19 protein-coding genes are annotated in these 15,044 nt (G+C 61.9%); 3 read left to right on the top strand and 16 right to left on the bottom strand.

The features are described 5' to 3' along the window. Positions 1-70: 70 nt before the first annotated feature. From grxD to SINAR_RS0119235, 6 genes are all read right to left on the bottom strand, one after another. Positions 71-406, bottom strand: a complete 336-nt coding sequence (gene grxD / locus SINAR_RS0119260) for a Grx4 family monothiol glutaredoxin (RefSeq protein ID WP_028000576.1) — start codon at positions 404-406, stop codon at positions 71-73. Positions 407-569: 163 nt separating this feature from the next. Further along, on the bottom strand, positions 570-809 hold the full coding sequence (locus SINAR_RS0119255; protein WP_028000575.1) for a hypothetical protein: 240 nt from the start codon (positions 807-809) through the stop codon (positions 570-572). 7 nt (positions 810-816) lie between these two features. Next, complete coding sequence (locus SINAR_RS0119250; protein ID WP_003531391.1) at positions 817-1,050, bottom strand: BolA/IbaG family iron-sulfur metabolism protein; 234 nt, start codon at positions 1,048-1,050, stop codon at positions 817-819. A 126-nt stretch (positions 1,051-1,176) separates the two neighbouring features. Further along, positions 1,177-3,408: a phosphoribosylformylglycinamidine synthase subunit PurL gene (purL, locus tag SINAR_RS0119245; RefSeq protein WP_028000574.1), complete on the bottom strand. Its 2,232-nt coding sequence runs from the start codon at positions 3,406-3,408 to the stop codon at positions 1,177-1,179. A gap of 186 nt (positions 3,409-3,594) precedes the next feature. Further along, positions 3,595-4,188, bottom strand: coding sequence for an acyloxyacyl hydrolase (locus SINAR_RS0119240; RefSeq protein WP_028000573.1), 594 nt, complete (start codon positions 4,186-4,188; stop codon positions 3,595-3,597). 94 nt (positions 4,189-4,282) lie between these two features. Then, positions 4,283-5,701, bottom strand: coding sequence for an aminotransferase-like domain-containing protein (locus SINAR_RS0119235; protein ID WP_028000572.1), 1,419 nt, complete (start codon positions 5,699-5,701; stop codon positions 4,283-4,285). Positions 5,702-5,783: 82 nt separating this feature from the next. On the opposite strand from SINAR_RS0119235, the gene SINAR_RS1000000138500 reads away from it, so the two are divergent. Further along, on the top strand, positions 5,784-6,026 hold the full coding sequence (locus tag SINAR_RS1000000138500) for a DUF1127 domain-containing protein (protein ID WP_209439309.1): 243 nt from the start codon (positions 5,784-5,786) through the stop codon (positions 6,024-6,026). A gap of 134 nt (positions 6,027-6,160) precedes the next feature. Here SINAR_RS1000000138500 and SINAR_RS0119225 read toward each other — a convergent pair whose 3' ends face one another. The 4 genes from SINAR_RS0119225 to purC all read right to left on the bottom strand — a co-directional run bounded on the left by SINAR_RS0119225 (position 6,161) and on the right by purC (position 8,457). Then, positions 6,161-6,568, bottom strand: a complete 408-nt coding sequence (locus SINAR_RS0119225; protein ID WP_028000571.1) for a hypothetical protein — start codon at positions 6,566-6,568, stop codon at positions 6,161-6,163. A 113-nt stretch (positions 6,569-6,681) separates the two neighbouring features. After that, positions 6,682-7,353 carry a phosphoribosylformylglycinamidine synthase subunit PurQ gene (purQ, locus tag SINAR_RS0119220; RefSeq protein ID WP_028000570.1) on the bottom strand — a complete coding sequence of 224 codons (672 nt, stop codon included), beginning with the start codon at positions 7,351-7,353 and terminating at the stop codon, positions 6,682-6,684. 79 nt (positions 7,354-7,432) lie between these two features. Further along, a complete protein-coding gene (gene purS / locus SINAR_RS0119215; RefSeq protein WP_003531405.1) occupies positions 7,433-7,675 on the bottom strand; it encodes a phosphoribosylformylglycinamidine synthase subunit PurS in 243 nt (80 codons plus the stop codon). Positions 7,676-7,692: 17 nt separating this feature from the next. After that, positions 7,693-8,457, bottom strand: coding sequence for a phosphoribosylaminoimidazolesuccinocarboxamide synthase (purC, locus tag SINAR_RS0119210; RefSeq protein WP_003531407.1), 765 nt, complete (start codon positions 8,455-8,457; stop codon positions 7,693-7,695). 229 nt (positions 8,458-8,686) lie between these two features. Between purC and SINAR_RS0119200 the strand changes: the two genes are divergently transcribed. Next, positions 8,687-9,001: a DUF1476 domain-containing protein gene (locus tag SINAR_RS0119200; RefSeq protein WP_028000569.1), complete on the top strand. Its 315-nt coding sequence runs from the start codon at positions 8,687-8,689 to the stop codon at positions 8,999-9,001. Between the two features lie 443 nt (positions 9,002-9,444). On the opposite strand, the gene SINAR_RS0119185 is transcribed toward SINAR_RS0119200, so the two are convergent. Continuing rightward, positions 9,445-9,999: an RBBP9/YdeN family alpha/beta hydrolase gene (locus SINAR_RS0119185; RefSeq protein WP_028000567.1), complete on the bottom strand. Its 555-nt coding sequence runs from the start codon at positions 9,997-9,999 to the stop codon at positions 9,445-9,447. A 163-nt stretch (positions 10,000-10,162) separates the two neighbouring features. On the opposite strand from SINAR_RS0119185, the gene SINAR_RS0119180 reads away from it, so the two are divergent. Continuing rightward, positions 10,163-10,975, top strand: a complete 813-nt coding sequence (locus SINAR_RS0119180) for a DUF2189 domain-containing protein (protein ID WP_028000566.1) — start codon at positions 10,163-10,165, stop codon at positions 10,973-10,975. 80 nt (positions 10,976-11,055) lie between these two features. On the opposite strand, the gene SINAR_RS0119175 is transcribed toward SINAR_RS0119180, so the two are convergent. The 5 genes from SINAR_RS0119175 to rpe form a co-directional block, all read right to left on the bottom strand. Next, entirely contained in the window at positions 11,056-11,361 is a 306-nt protein-coding gene (locus tag SINAR_RS0119175; protein WP_028000565.1) for a PilZ domain-containing protein, read from the bottom strand. A 196-nt stretch (positions 11,362-11,557) separates the two neighbouring features. Next, positions 11,558-12,865, bottom strand: coding sequence for an adenylosuccinate lyase (gene purB, locus SINAR_RS0119170; protein ID WP_028000564.1), 1,308 nt, complete (start codon positions 12,863-12,865; stop codon positions 11,558-11,560). A gap of 63 nt (positions 12,866-12,928) precedes the next feature. After that, positions 12,929-13,486: a hypothetical protein gene (locus SINAR_RS0119165; RefSeq protein WP_028000563.1), complete on the bottom strand. Its 558-nt coding sequence runs from the start codon at positions 13,484-13,486 to the stop codon at positions 12,929-12,931. Continuing rightward, on the bottom strand, positions 13,486-14,223 hold the full coding sequence (locus SINAR_RS0119160; RefSeq protein ID WP_028000562.1) for a DUF2259 domain-containing protein: 738 nt from the start codon (positions 14,221-14,223) through the stop codon (positions 13,486-13,488). Before SINAR_RS0119160 ends, SINAR_RS0119165 begins: the two co-directional genes overlap by 1 nt. Continuing rightward, on the bottom strand, positions 14,220-14,900 hold the full coding sequence (gene rpe / locus SINAR_RS0119155; RefSeq protein WP_028000561.1) for a ribulose-phosphate 3-epimerase: 681 nt from the start codon (positions 14,898-14,900) through the stop codon (positions 14,220-14,222). Before rpe ends, SINAR_RS0119160 begins: the two co-directional genes overlap by 4 nt. Positions 14,901-15,044: the final 144 nt, after the last annotated feature.

Here is a 15,044-nt window from a genome sequence, read left to right as displayed (position 1 = left end):
TATTGCCTCGGAATCAAAAAAGGCGGTTACCCGCCTTTTCCGATAATCGCAAAGATGCGGTTCGGAGGCGTTAGGCGGCACCCTTGACGGAGATACCCTGTCCCTGAAGAAGCGACTGCAGCTCGCCTGCCTGGAACATTTCGCGCACGATGTCGCAACCGCCGACGAACTCGCCTTTCACGTAAAGCTGCGGAATGGTCGGCCAGTTGGAATAATCCTTGATGCCCTGGCGCAGATCCGCATCGGCGAGCACATTGATGCCCTTATAGTCGACGCCGACGTAATCCAGAATCTGCACCACCTGACCGGAGAAACCACACTGCGGAAACTGCGGCGTTCCCTTCATGAATAGAACGACGTCGTTGTTCTTGACCTCGTTGTCGATGAAATCGTTGATTCCGCTCATCTCGTCTTCCTTCCTGCGCCGGTTTCAAGGACCGGATATCAATTGGGGTCTAGATAGCACGCATGGACGCGGTTTTCACCACCCAATCGTAAAATTATTGATGGTCCTCAAAGTTCGGCTTCCGCACCACACGCAGAGCGGATAAGAACTAACTCGCCGTGATCTAGGCCGAACGTCGGCGCAGTTTGCTTCGGGAGGCCGCCGTCCGGCGACGGCTCACCTGCTTTTTTGCCGGCTTGCGGAAGGCCGCTTCGACGATATCCGCCAGGATGCCGCCCCCTGACGTGGTTTTCCTGCCACGCCGTTTCGTCCGCTTGGACGCGGTCCCTCCCGTCTTCCTGAGAATCTCTTTCAATGCGGTGTTAACGACCCCGCCTACGAATTCCTTGATCAGGTCGGCCATTTCCGGCCTATTCCGGCGCGCTGGTTTGAAGGGCAAGTGCATGAAGGATGCCGCCCATGTTGCCCTTCAGAGCGTTGTAAACCATCTGGTGCTGCTGCACGCGCGTCTTGCCACGAAATGCCTCGGCCACGACTTCGGCGGCATAGTGGTCGCCGTCGCCGGCCAGATCACGAATCGTGACCTTCGCACCGGGAATCCCGGCCTTGATCATGTCTTCGATATCGCCTGGTGCCATGGGCATGATACGCCAACTCCCTTTTCATTTTGCGGCGCGGCAGCATTGCTGCCGCGTGCCATGACCTCAAGGGAAACACGATTCAGGCGAGGAAGGCAAATACTGAATTGACCGTCCTCCCCGTTGGCGGGGTCAATTGTCGGGCGCGAGATCGCCGCCCATGTAATCGGGGAACCAGGCTTCATGGGCGGAACGCAATTCATCGACGGAGACCGGCTTGGCGTCTCCGAGCTTAACCGCATTCCCGCCTGTCCTGCCGATCACCGGCAGCGCAATGCCGGCGGCTTTCGCCCGTGCGACCACCGTTTCCGTCGCGCCGTCTGCGACGGTAACGACATAGCGGCCCTGATCCTCGCCGTAGAAGACCGGGATCGGATCGTGTTCCGCTGGCGGGTCGATCGTCGCGCCGATGCCGGAGGCGATCGCCATCTCGGCTACGGCCAGCGCAAGTCCGCCGGAAGAGCAGTCGTGCACGGCCGTGACCAGGCCGTCCTCGATCAGTCCGCGAACGAAATCGCCGACCTTTCGTTCATGGGCGAGGTCGACATACGGAGCCGGACCATCGGTGCGGCCGTGAATATCGCGCATGTAGACCGACTGAGCGATGTGCGTCCCCCAGCTCTCCGGAGCACCGGCGAGCAGGATGGCTTCGTCCGCGGCCGCAAAGCGAATCCGCGCCATCTTCGACCAGTCGCGGATGAGGCCGACGCCTCCGATGGTGGGGGTCGGCAGGATCGCCTGGCCGTTGGTCTCGTTGTAGAGCGAGACGTTGCCGGAGACGATCGGAAAGTCGAGTGTCTGGCAGGCTTCGCCGATGCCTTTGATCGCATGGACGAGCTGGCTCATGATCTCGGGGCGCTCGGGGTTGCCGAAATTCAGATTGTCGGTCGCAGCGAGCGGCAGCGCGCCGGTCGCAGTGAGGTTCCGCCAGCACTCGGCCACCGCCTGCTTGCCTCCCTCGAACGGATCGGCTTCGACATAGCGCGGCGTCACGTCCGAAGAAAAGGCAAGCGCCTTGGTCTCATGGCCCTCAACGCGGATCACGCCGGCGTCGCCGCCCGGCAGCTGCAGTGAATTGCCCTGGATCAGCGTGTCGTATTGCTCGTAGACCCAGCGGCGCGAGGAATTGTTGGCGGAGCCGACAAGCTTCAAAAGGGCATCGGAAACATCAGCCTGCGGGATGTCGTTGGTGGCGAGCGGCGAGGGCGCCTTTGCCGGCGTCCAGGGGCGGTCGTATTCCGGCGCCTCGTCGCCGAGTTCCTTGATCGGCAGGTTAGCAACCTCTTCGCTCTGATGCAGGATGCGGAAACGCAGATCGCCAGTGGTCTTTCCGACGATCGCGAAGTCGAGGCCCCATTTGACGAAGATCGCTTTGGCTTCCTCTTCCTTTTCCGGGCGCAGCACCATCAGCATGCGCTCCTGGCTTTCCGAGAGCATCATCTCGTAGGCCGTCATGCGCTCTTCGCGCACCGGCACCTTGTCGAGATCGAGCTCGATGCCGAGATCGCCCTTGGCGCCCATCTCCACGGCGGAGCAGGTGAGCCCTGCAGCGCCCATGTCCTGGATCGCGATGACCGCGCCGGTCTGCATCAACTCCAGGCAGGCTTCGAGCAGGCACTTCTCGGTGAAGGGATCGCCGACCTGAACGGTCGGGCGCTTCTCCTCGATCGACTCGTCGAACTCTGCCGACGCCATAGTCGCGCCGCCGACGCCGTCGCGTCCGGTCTTGGCCCCCAGATAGACGACCGGAAGGCCGATGCCTTCCGCTTTCGAGTAGAAGATCGCGTCGGTCCTGGCGAGGCCGGCGGCGAAGGCATTGACGAGAATGTTGCCATTGTAACGCGCGTCGAACTCGACTTCGCCGCCCACCGTAGGCACGCCGAAGGAATTGCCGTAGCCGCCGACGCCTGCGACGACCCCGGAAACCAGGTGGCGTGTTTTGGGATGATCCGGCGATCCGAAGCGCAGCGCGTTCATGGCTGCTACGGGGCGCGCACCCATGGTGAAGACGTCGCGCAGGATGCCGCCGACGCCCGTTGCCGCGCCCTGGTAGGGCTCGATGTAGGAGGGGTGGTTGTGGCTCTCCATCTTGAAGACGACGCAGTCGCCATCGTCGATGTCCACCACGCCGGCGTTCTCGCCGGGGCCCTGTATGACGCGCGGCCCCTTGGTCGGAAGCGTGCGCAGCCATTTTTTCGAGGACTTGTAGGAGCAATGCTCGTTCCACATGGCCGAGAAGATGCCAAGCTCCGTAAAGGTCGGCTCGCGCCCGATCAGGTTCAGGATCCGTTCGTATTCGTCGGGCTTGAGCCCGTGCGAGGCGATCAGGTCCGGGGTGATGGGGCGGGTGTTGGAAATCGTCATCGTCGACCGTCAAATCCTTCGGGCGGCGCGCAACCCTCGCTTCAAAGGGACGGCGCGTGCGAACCGCAACATAACACAGGGGGCGCTTTGCGGCTTCTTTAGCCTATGCTGCGGCGCGGCGCGACAGAAAAATACGGTCGGTCAACAGGGCTGCAGCGGTGGTGTCGAACGGATGGAGCCACGGTCCTAGAACTTATAGCCGAGCATCAGCCCCGCACGCGTCAGGCCGTCATTCGGACCGTCGCAAAAGTTGGCATTAGACGCGTGCTCGACCGTGGCCGAGAGGTTCCAATGGTCGTCGAAACGGTAGCCCGCGGCGGCATATTCGCGGAACAGCAGCCGACAGCCGAGTTTCGGGCCGTCGGAGCCATCGTCATTGAGATCGCCGTCATGCACCGTGGCACCAGCTCCGAGTTCGATGAAGAAGCGCTCGGTGATATTGGCGTCCCAACTGAAGCCGGCGAAGATTTCGTTTACGCCGCTGGACGAAGTTGCAACGGAGGCTCCGGCGTGGATACGCGGACGCAGGATTTTTTCCGCCACGCCGGTCGCGCTGTCGGCGCCGAGCGGATCGAAGAAGACCGTGACGGAGGGGAACGCGCCGTTTTCGTGATTTGAGCCGTCGCCGATCGATGCCGTGGCGCCGAACCGCAACTCGTCGAAGACGTTTTCTGCTGCGGCCGCCGGCGAGACGATTCCGCTCAATGCGCTCGAAAAGCCGATGACAGATGCAATGAGTGTGAGCCTGCCCCGACCTGCGACCGAGCGGAAATTTGTCATGCTGAAGCCTTCCAGTGCGAATCAGACTACGCGGGATCCAACGCGAGGATAGATTGCCGGGGCTCGCGCAAAAGTCACGTACAAAAAGGGACGATCAATCGAAGCTGTCGTATCCGGCACGCCCGCTGTCGAGCAGCCGCCGCAGAATACCGAAGCCTCTCTCCACTTCCGACCGCTCGACGGGTGAGGAGAAGCCCACGCGGATGCGATGGAAGACCCGGTCGGAGCGTCCGGCCTTGAATTCGTCCTCATCGTCGATCAGCACCCCTTCCTGCAGGGCGGCCTGCTTGAAGGTTCCGGAAAGCCACGGCTCCGGCAGCTTCAGCCAGAAGAACGGAATCTTCGGATGCGAGTTGAATTCGAAGCCGGTGAAGATCTCGCGCGCCATTGCTTCGCGAGCTCCGATTTCCTCGACCCCGCGATTGCGCAATATTGACGCCGATCCGGAGAGGACCAGCCGGGCGCAGAGTTCAGCCAGAATGAACGGCAAGCCGCCGCTGACCATCTTATGCGCTACGCGAATGCGCTGGCTGAAGTGCGGCGGGCAGGCGACCCAGCCGCCGCGTACGCCGGCCGCAACGGACTTCGAAAGGCCGCCGACGAGGAAAGTCCGCTCCGGCGCAAGCTCCATGAGCAGGGGGATCGGGTCCCCGGTCATGGAACCGTAGAGATTATCCTCGACCAGCCAGACGCCATATCTTCGGGCGATGTCGGCGATGGCCTGGCGCCGGTCGAGCGGCATGACCGCGACGGTCGGATTCTGTGCGCCGGGCATGAGAAAGGCGAGTTTGGGGTGCTGCTGGGCGCAGACCCGCTCGAAATCCTCCGGCCGCATCCCGAATTCGTCGCTTTCCACCAACGCAATCCGCCGGCCGATGAGGCCCGCACTGCGGCTGATCTGGGAATAGGTCAGCGTCTCAAAGGCGATCCGGTCGCCAGGGGAGGTGACCGCAGAGATCACCGCGACGACGGCGGCGTGGGCGCCAAGTGTGGGGACGACCGTTTCCGGCGGCGGGCGGAAATTCCCGCGCGCCAGCCATTGAGACCCGGCCTCGAACCAATGGTCCGGAAAGTTGCGGGCATAGCTTGCAATGTCCCCGTGATGGTCGCGGCTGATGTCTCCAAGCAATCTCGCGAGAATGTCACCCTGGCCGATATCAGGGGCGGCCGTGCTGTCGAAGCGGAGCTTTCCCGCGGGGGCTATGAGCGGGCGCGTCCCGGAAAGCGACGTCGTCAGCGGATCCGACTGCTCCGGTGGCCGGCTCTCCGGGTGGTCGAGAACGTAGGTGCCGCGGCCGACCTCACCGCTGACCAGGCCACGCTCGCGGACAATGCCGTAGGCGCGCCCGATCGTGCCGATCGTCACCCCCACGTCAAAGGCGAGATTGCGCTGGGGCGGCAGCTTCGTACCCGCGGGCAGGGTGCCGTCGCCAATCGCCTCTTCGATCTGGTCGGCGATGCGCGCGTAAAGCGGCCCGTGACCTTGCTCAATGTCCGGAAGCCAAGTTGTCATAGTGACAATTATCTATATTGCGCGACATTCCGTGTCAATTATCTCTTGGAGATCAGAGGTTGCTAGGACAATGGTGGTCATAATGGGTGCAATTGATGCAATTCAGCCCTCGAAGCGGATAGCGCGTTCTCAGGTTCGATTTGGCATTGAATCAGGCAGCGGTACCGGAAATGTGTTGTCGCGGATCTGGCGGTTCTATTGCGCGGTGGCTGCCAAAAGGCGCAGCCGTTTGGCGCTTGATGAACTGAGCACGCATCTGCTCGACGATATAGGCGTGAGTGCAGAGGAGGCGCGGCGCGAGTCGGCCGTCCCGTTCTGGCGATAGGAGATGTCTGGCAAATGTCCGTGTCCCTGTCACAGGGACCCGGCAGCGCCGCGCCTGCGGCGCGGAAGAGTCAGTCCAATGACTTGGCCCGGCTGGATTCCTGAACGAGCACAGGAACGGCGTTGGGAAGGGGCTCAGTCGCAGCCTTTGCCGCCGGCGGCCCAGCGGCGCACGTCCGCGGCGATGCGCGTCCCAACGGGCTCGCTCATCAGCGGGCCGAAGGCCTGCAAGCGGGCCGGGTGACCCTCGGCCTCGACGACCGCTAGCGGGCGTGCTTCGGGTGATTGGCGGGGGACGATCAATATGCGCGGGCGTCCGGAGAACGAGTTGAGTTCGGGTGCGAGGCGGTAAGCTTTGAACGCCGCATCGCCCGACTTGAACCAGCAGCCGTTCGCGCCGAGAGCGACGCGCTCCATCGTCGGCAGCGCAGCGGAACTCGCGGCGGGCGCGGCGGGACGCCCCGACTGGCAAGCGGCAACAAGCGTCAGGCTGCCGGCGACGCAGGCGAGCGCAAGGATACGTCCGTAGCTGATGGATGACATAGGCGTCTCGCGAGAGGTCGTTGCGGATGCCGCCTTCTGGCAGCAACCGGAGCAATTCCGGGAAAGCCGTGTAGCGGTTTCCCGTCCGGATTTGCGCCAAGACGGAGCGGAGATTAAGCAGCGATGACGTCGAGCGCGGAGGCGAAGAGTCCTCGTCCGTCCGCGCCGCCATGGGCGGATTCGATCAGGTTCTCCGGATGCGGCATCATGCCGAGCACGTTGCCTTCCGCGTTCATGACGCCGGCAATGTCGTTGACCGAGCCGTTCGGATTGGTTCCTTCGGCATAGCGGAACACGACCTGGCCATTGCCTTCTATCGCCTTCAGCGTTTCCGCATCGGCGAAATAGTTGCCGTCATGATGGGCGACGGGGCTGCGGATCACCTGGCCTTTGGCGTAGGCGCGGGTGAATGCGGTCTCGGCGTTGACGACTGCGAGCTTCACCTCGCGGCAGACGAACTTCAGCGAGGCGTTGCGCATCAGCGCGCCGGGCAGGAGACCAGCCTCGACCAGGATCTGGAAACCGTTGCAGACGCCGAGAACGCGCACGCCTTGCTTCGCCTTGGCCTTGATCGCCTGCATCACCGGCATGCGTGCAGCGATCGCGCCGCAGCGCAGATAGTCGCCATAGGAAAAACCGCCGGGAATGACGATCAGGTCAACATCCGGGATTTCGGTCTCGGTCTGCCAGACGGTGACCGGCGCTTTGCCGGAAATCTTCGTCAGCGCCGCGATCATGTCGCGGTCGCGATTGAGACCAGGAAGCTGAACGACGGCGGACTTCATGAGGTACCTATCTTGCCTTTGCCCCCGGCATGTAGGAGTTTCCGGGGCCGTTTCAACGCTGCAATGACTGCCCCCGCCATCAGGCGAGGGAGATGCTGTAGTTTTCGATAACGGTATTCGCGAGCAGCTTTTCGCACATGGCCTTGAGGTCGGCTTCCGCCTTGGCCTTGTCGGCGGTTTCCAGCTGCAGATCGAAGACCTTGCCCTGCCGCACCTGGCCAATGCCGTCAAAGCCGAGGGCGCCGAGTGCGCCTTCGATCGCCTTGCCCTGCGGGTCGAGAACACCGTTTTTCAGCGTCACGGTTACGCGTGCCTTGATCACTTTATTTTTCCCCGAAATTACTTGACCAGCACCGGACCCGAACCGCGCGGCGGCTCGTTTTCATTGATGATGCCGAGGCGGCGGGCCACTTCCTGATAGGCTTCGACAAGCCCGCCCATATCGCGGCGGAAGCGGTCCTTGTCCATCTTTTCCTTCGTCTCGATGTCCCAGAGACGGCAGCTGTCGGGGGAAATCTCGTCGGCAAGGACGATGCGCATCATGTCGCCCTCATAGAGGCGGCCGCACTCGACCTTGAAGTCGACGAGCTGGATGCCGACGCCGAGGAAGAGACCGGAAAGGAAATCGTTGATGCGAATGGCGAGCGCCATGATGTCGTCGAGTTCCTGCGGGCTCGCCCAGCCGAAGGCCGTGATGTGCTCTTCGGAGACCATCGGGTCGTCAAGGGCGTCGGCCTTGTAATAAAACTCGATGATCGAGCGCGGCAGAACGGTGCCTTCCTCGATGCCGAGGCGCTTGGCAAGAGAGCCGGCAGCAACATTGCGTACGACGATCTCAAGCGGGATGATTTCCACTTCCTTGATCAACTGCTCGCGCATGTTGAGGCGGCGGATGAAATGGGTCGGAATACCGATCTTGTTCAGGTGCGTGAAGATGTACTCGGAGATCCGGTTGTTGAGCACGCCTTTGCCGTCGATGACGTCATGTTTCTTCTTGTTGAAGGCGGTTGCGTCATCCTTGAAGAACTGGATCAGCGTGCCCGGCTCCGGACCCTCGTAAAGGATCTTGGCCTTGCCCTCGTAGATACGGCGGCGACGATTCATGGATTTGTCTCTGTGGTTGTTGGCGCTCTTGGGAGGCGCATTGGGAATTTTCTCAGCGGGTCCATATCCGAAAAGAAGACATTTAACAATCGGCGTGTCTTTCCATCCCCGAATTAGATTAGGCTATCATGAAAGTCGCCGAAGGCGAAAAGGCGCATTGCACTTTCGACGGCCTTTTGGTTTATGGCGATGGTGCTTCCGGCAGCACATTTTTGATGGAGATCGATTGATGACCACGATGCAGGATCGCGAGAAGGCCTTCGAGGCGAAGTTTGCGCTGGACGAGGAATTGAGGTTCAAGGCCGTCGCCCGCCGTAACAAGCTGCTTGGCCTCTGGGCCGCCGGCCTACTCGCCAAGTCGGACCCGGACGCCTATGCAAGCGAAATCATCGCCGCGGACTTCGAAGAGGCAGGCCACGAGGATGTCGTGCGCAAGATCAAGGCGGATTTCGACGCCGCTGGCGTTGCCATTTCCGAGGACGACATTCGCGTCCGCATGATCGAATTGCTCTCGGAAGCGGTCGCCCAGCTGCAGAAAAGCTAAACGATACCTGCATGCCGCCGCCCGGCAGAGACCGGGCGGTGTTTCTTTCAGCGGCGCCCGCCGTCATGCGAAGACGCGACCATCGAAGAGCTTTCGCGCGGTACGCAGAAACGAGCATTCCTCCACGCTGCCGGCGTTATCGAGTCGAAGCAGGATTTCCATACGGGGACGAGCTTTTTCGAGACGTCGCCCAAATTCATCAGCGGTCCTGCGGCGAGGCGGATGCGCTCGATACGCGCCGTGACAGGCTCGTTCGCCTCGAGCTCTTCGCGGCTCCCGTATCCCGTCGGGCGAAAATCCGCCGCCGGGACGCGGACAATCGGTATCACCGTTCGGGAGAACTGGTTGCCGAGCCGGCTTCAGAAGACTTTTCTCGAATATCTGCGGGTCGCAGCAGCGGGTCTCGGCCAGGCGTGAGTTGCGGTGCCCGACACGGACGTGTCTTACGCCCGCAGGCGGCTCAGGAACTGGGCGAAGACCATCGAGCCTTCCGGCCAGGGGCCGTGGCCGGACTCCGTATTGATGTGGCCGGCGTCGCCGGCATCGACGAGCAGTGATCCCCAGGCGTTGGCGATGTCGCCGGCGTGTTCGTAGGATCCGAAGGAATCGTTGCGGCTGGCCACCATGATCGACGGGAAGGGCAGCGGATCGCGCGGATAGGGGCCGAAGGTCATCAGGTGCTTCGGCCGGATCTTCGGATTGGCGACATCCGGCGGGGCAACCAGGAATGCACCGGCAATCTGCCGCGTGCAGTGTGGCAGTGCGTGGATCGCCGTGGCAACGCCCAGGGAATGCGCGATGATGACGACCGGCTTCTCTGCGGCGTTAACCTCTTCGATCATGCGCGCCACCCAATCCTCCCGCACCGGCTTCGACCATTCCGCCTGCTCGACGCGGCGCGCGGTCGAAAGTTTGCGCTCCCATCGGGTCTGCCAATGGTTCGGACCCGAGTTGGTGTAGCCGGGGACGATGAGGATATGCGTTTCGGAAACCTTCATGATCGTCGCGATTTGACGGTGAAACGGGCCGAAGTCAAGGCGGAGGCGACAGAGGCCGCATTTTCTGTATAATCGCACTCACGGTCGCGGTTCGGCAGCGGCCCATTTTTTACTCCGCTGTCGCGGGTCCGTGGCCGCTCTGGTTCGTTGAGGAGTGTGAGCCATGACAACCTTCCATGTTCTGTCGGGGGCAGATCCAACTGTCACGCATCCCGGCATACGAAAGATTGGCATTGCAGATGTGTTCGACGCGTTGCGTCTCGGATTGGATGATTTCCGGGAAAAGCCGTCGCATTACGTTTTTCTGTGTCTCATATATCCGGTCGCCGGCGTCGTGCTGATGACGTGGAGCGCGGGAGCGAACATGTTGCCGCTGCTCTATCCGCTCGCCTCCGGCTTCGCCCTCATCGGGCCGGTTGCTGCCATCGCTCTGTACGAGGTCAGCAGGCGTCGTGAACTCGGCATGGACGCGCGATGGCCGCACGCCATGCGATTGCATCGCCACCCGGCAATTCCGTCCATCCTTGCGGTCGCCGCCGTCCTCTTCGTCCTCTTCGTTGTCTGGTTGCTGGTCGCCCAAGGCCTTTACATAACCATGTTCGGCCCGACCCCTCCCGCTTCGATTTCAGAGTTCTGGACCAATGTGACAAGCACGGAACAGGGTTGGAATCTGATCCTCGTGGGCAACCTCGTCGGCTTCATCTTTGCCGTCGTCGTGCTGTCGATCAGCGTCGTCACTTTTCCGCTGCTGCTCGATCGTGACGTCGGGGCGCTGACGGCGATGGAGACCTCGGTCAGGGCGACACTCGCCAACCCGGTACCCGTGGCCCTGTGGGGTCTGATCATCGCGGCCGGACTGGTGATCGGCTCCATCCCGATCTTCGTCGGTCTGGCCGTCATCATGCCGATCTTCGGCCACGCCACGTGGCATCTCTACCGCAAGCTGGTGGAACAACCGGCCGGGGCGGCGCGGTAGCCCCTCTCGCTCCAGCGGGACGTTGGACCGGCAACAGCCTTCAGCGTCCCGTTCCTCGGTCGGTCATTCTTCACTGCCGATCAGCGAAAGAACTTGTAATAGGACGAGATCTGAGCCGCCGTGTTCGAGGACAGGTTCAGCTTGATGCCGATCCTGTCGCCACGGACCCAGCGCACCATGCCCGAAAGAAAGCCGAGCTCCTCGCTGCGGATCGCAACTTCCTGGCCGGTCCGCGCGCCGATGTCGAAGAGCAGCTTGAAGCAGACGCCTTCGTCGGAAAGATCAACCACGATCCCGCTGGTCGAACCCGTCTTGCAGGTAACGGTACCGGTTATCCTGGTCTCTTCGCGCGAAGAGGCGCGCTGAACGCTGTCCTTGTAAACCATGGTTTCCTCGAAACCTGATTGCGCAGGCCACGATCGTCTCACGGAGCACCTAAGAGAGCGCTAAAGACTTCGACCGCATTTGAGCGAAGGACGTCAAAAGCACCCGCCGTCCTTCATAGGCTTGACCCGCGAAATGAATCGCGGGCTGCAATTCCGGACGGAATATCGTTGCAGGCGCTTCCTGGAAGCGCCTTGGCTAAACCGAACCGAAGACGCGTCGGAAGATCGTGTCGACGTGCTTGGTATGGTAGCCGAGGTCGAATTTCTCCCGGATGTCCTCTTCGGAGAGTGCTGCGCGGACTTCCGTATCGGCGAGCAGCTCTTCAAGGAAGTCCTTGCCCTGTTCCCACACTTTCATGGCGTTGCGCTGGACGAGGCGGTAGGCGTCCTCGCGCGACACACCGGCCTGGGTAAGAGCGAGAAGAACACGCTGCGAATGAACAAGCCCCCGGAACTTGTTCATATTCTTCAGCATGTTCTCCGGGTAGACGAGAAGCTTATCGATGACGCCGGTCAGGCGGGCCAGCGCGAAATCGAGCGTAATCGTCGCATCCGGACCGATCATCCGTTCGACGGACGAATGGGAGATATCGCGTTCGTGCCACAGCGCAACGTTTTCCATGGCCGGGACGACGAAGGCGCGGACCATGCGGGAGAGGCCCGTCAGGTTTTCCGTCAGCACCGGATTGCGCTTGTGCGGCATGGCGGAAGAGCCCTTCTGGCCCGGAGAGAAATATTCCTCCGCCTCAAGAACTTCGGTGCGCTGCAAATGCCGGATCTCGGTTGCGAGACGCTCGATGGAGGAGGCGATGACGCCAAGCGTTGCGAAATACATCGCGTGGCGATCGCGCGGAATCACCTGGGTCGAAACGGGCTCAGGCTTAAGACCGAGCGCCTTTGCGACGTGCTCTTCGACACGCGGATCGATATTGGCGAAGGTGCCGACCGCTCCGGAAATGGCGCAGGTGGCGATCTCCTCGCGGGCGGCGATAAGGCGCTGCCTGCACCGGTCGAACTCGGCATAGGCGAGCGCGAGCTTGACGCCGAAGGTCGTCGGCTCGGCGTGGATTCCGTGCGAGCGGCCGATCGTCACGGTGTCCTTGTGCTCGAAGGCACGCCGTTTCAGCGCTTCGAGCAGCTTGTCGAGGTCGGAAAGCAGAAGATCGCTCGCGCGGACGAGCTGAACGTTGAAGCAGGTGTCCAGCACGTCGGAAGAGGTCATCCCCTGATGGATGAAGCGGCTGTCCGGGCCCACGAATTCCGCGAGATGGGTGAGGAAGGCGATGACATCGTGCTTCGTGACCGCTTCGATCTCATCGATGCGAGCGACGTCGAATGTCGCTGCTCCGCCCTTTTCCCAGATGGTCTTCGCAGCTTCCTTGGGGATCACGCCGATTTCAGCCAAGGCATCGCAGGCATGCGCTTCGATCTCGAACCAGATGCGGAACTTGGTTTCCGGCGACCAGATGGCCACCATTTCCGGCCGGGAGTAACGGGGGATCATGGGCTTCAAGCTTTCGTCGAGAGTGGAGGATGGCTGTGCCTCTATCAAAGATGGCGCTGAAGCTCAACGGCGTTGCCGCGCATCCGATCGCGCGAGCAGCAGACACGTCGCTACGAGCGCGACGGCGCCAAGCGGCAGGTAAAGGCGAACGCCGAGGACCAGAAACTGGTAGAAGGCGCCAAGCGACGTGAACGCGAACTGAAACAGCCAGGTGCGCGTGCCTGTCATCGCATGCCACTGCGCATAGAATGTGCGGTAATCGAGAGCGAACAGGAATGCCGTCGTTCCGATCGTGCCCGCAACGAGGCACAGGAAAAAGGCCGCGAAGCGCGTTTCGACCGGTCTGTTCTTCGACAGGCAACGGGCGGCAAACAGCGACAGCGGCCATGCGATGAGGCCGCCCGATGCGTATAGAATCAGGATGCTTCCAAGGTGGAACGTGGCGGCATTTTCCCGGCACCAAAGTGCAAGCCACGCCGAGAGCGCCATCGCGATCCCCCAGCAGAGCGCGCCCAGGATCGTTTCCCGCAGGCTCGGAACCGTATGCGCTAGGCGGAGACGCTTCGGCCGGCCCGGGTCCGCTATGAGCACCTTGGCCCGGACGTCGGCCTTCCCTTCCATCAACCGGGAATCCGCACCGGCACCGCGATCCAGCGGCCGTCGGTCGTGCCCTCGAATCCGAGCGACTCGACCAGGATCATGACTGCATGGACCTCGGAGCCATCGGCGTTGACATGCGTCACGACGCCGCCGATGCGGTAGCCCGTCGGGCAACGGCGGCTCAGCGGGATCCGCGGATCGTCTTCGAGCACTTCCGACACGGGCTCCCCGGCCTTTTCGGTCATCGTCAGGCGGAAGCCTTTGACCTCTTTCAGAAATTCCTTGCAGATCCCTTCCGGTTCGAAGGACTTCTCTTCGAGCTTCAGCGCATAGACCTTACGGAAGGATGCATCGGCGGGAAATGAGGAATAGGTCAGTGTGCGCGGCTCCGCGTCGAGCTCGGTCACGGGATTATAGGCAGCGAGCACTCCCGGCCTGTCGTGGAGGCGGTAGGCATCGATGAGCGGCGCCGAGCGCCTGTGGGCCTCGCCGCGCGCTCTGTGCAGATCGGAGCCGTCCTCTTCCGCCACGGCGCGCACAGGAGCGCCGGGCAGGAATTCGTCGGTATTCGTGTCAACAACGTAGACCGTCGAATAGGGGAAGCCGGAGCCGTCCTGGATGCCGTATTCCTCGAAAGCAAAGACATCGCCGTCCGATGAGAAGCCGATCGGTTGAAACGCGGCATAATCGCCGGCGGCAGCGCCCGAGGCGGCAAGCATGCTCACAATGATGCCTGCAGTCGCTGCGCGCGCCGTCATCCGCGCCCCTTTTCCGCCTGTACGCGGAGCGCGTCGATGGCGCTGCGATAGGCATCGACGGAACCGCCCTTGAAGATGGCGGAGCCGGCGACGAGCACATTGGCACCCGCCTTGGCGGCGACGCCGGCCGTATCGGGTGCTATACCGCCGTCCACCTCGATCTCGATCGCCCGGCTGCCGATCATTGCTTTGATCCGCCGGATCTTCTCTTCCGTGGCGCCGATGAACTTCTGTCCGCCGAAGCCGGGGTTCACCGTCATCACGAGAACGAGATCGACGGTGTCGAGGACATATTCGATGACGCTTTCCGGCGTCGCCGGATTGATGGAGATACCGGCCTTCTTTCCAAGCGACTTCACCGTCTGCAGCGAGCGGTGCAAATGCGGGCCCGCTTCGGCATGGACGGTGATGATGTCGCACCCGGCCTTCGCGAAGGCCTCGAGGAAGGGGTCGGCCGGCGCGATCATCAGGTGACAGTCGAAGGTCGCCTGGGTGTAGGGGCGCAGCGATCTTATGACATCAGGTCCGAAGGTGATGTTGGGCACGAAATGCCCGTCCATGACATCGAGATGGATCCAGTCGGCGCCGGCCTCGACGACGTCGCGAACCTCCTGTCCGAGCTTGGAAAAATCAGCCGCCAGGATAGACGGGGCAATGCGAATGGGGTGGGTCATCATCAGGCTCCGGCTCTCTCCCGCGCCACAAAGCGCCGCGTCTGTCGAACGCGTAAAGGTCGCTGCAGTCGTTTGATCTGCATGTTTTTAAATCGACTACGATTCAGGGAAAATGCAGTAGCATTCCGGAGCCTTCCGAACAACCGG

It is taken from the genome of Sinorhizobium arboris LMG 14919, from assembly GCF_000427465.1.
GTDB lineage: Bacteria > Pseudomonadota > Alphaproteobacteria > Rhizobiales > Rhizobiaceae > Sinorhizobium > Sinorhizobium arboris.
The sequence above is the reverse complement of the archived record's forward strand: the minus strand, read 5'-3'. Positions and strand labels throughout refer to the sequence as shown.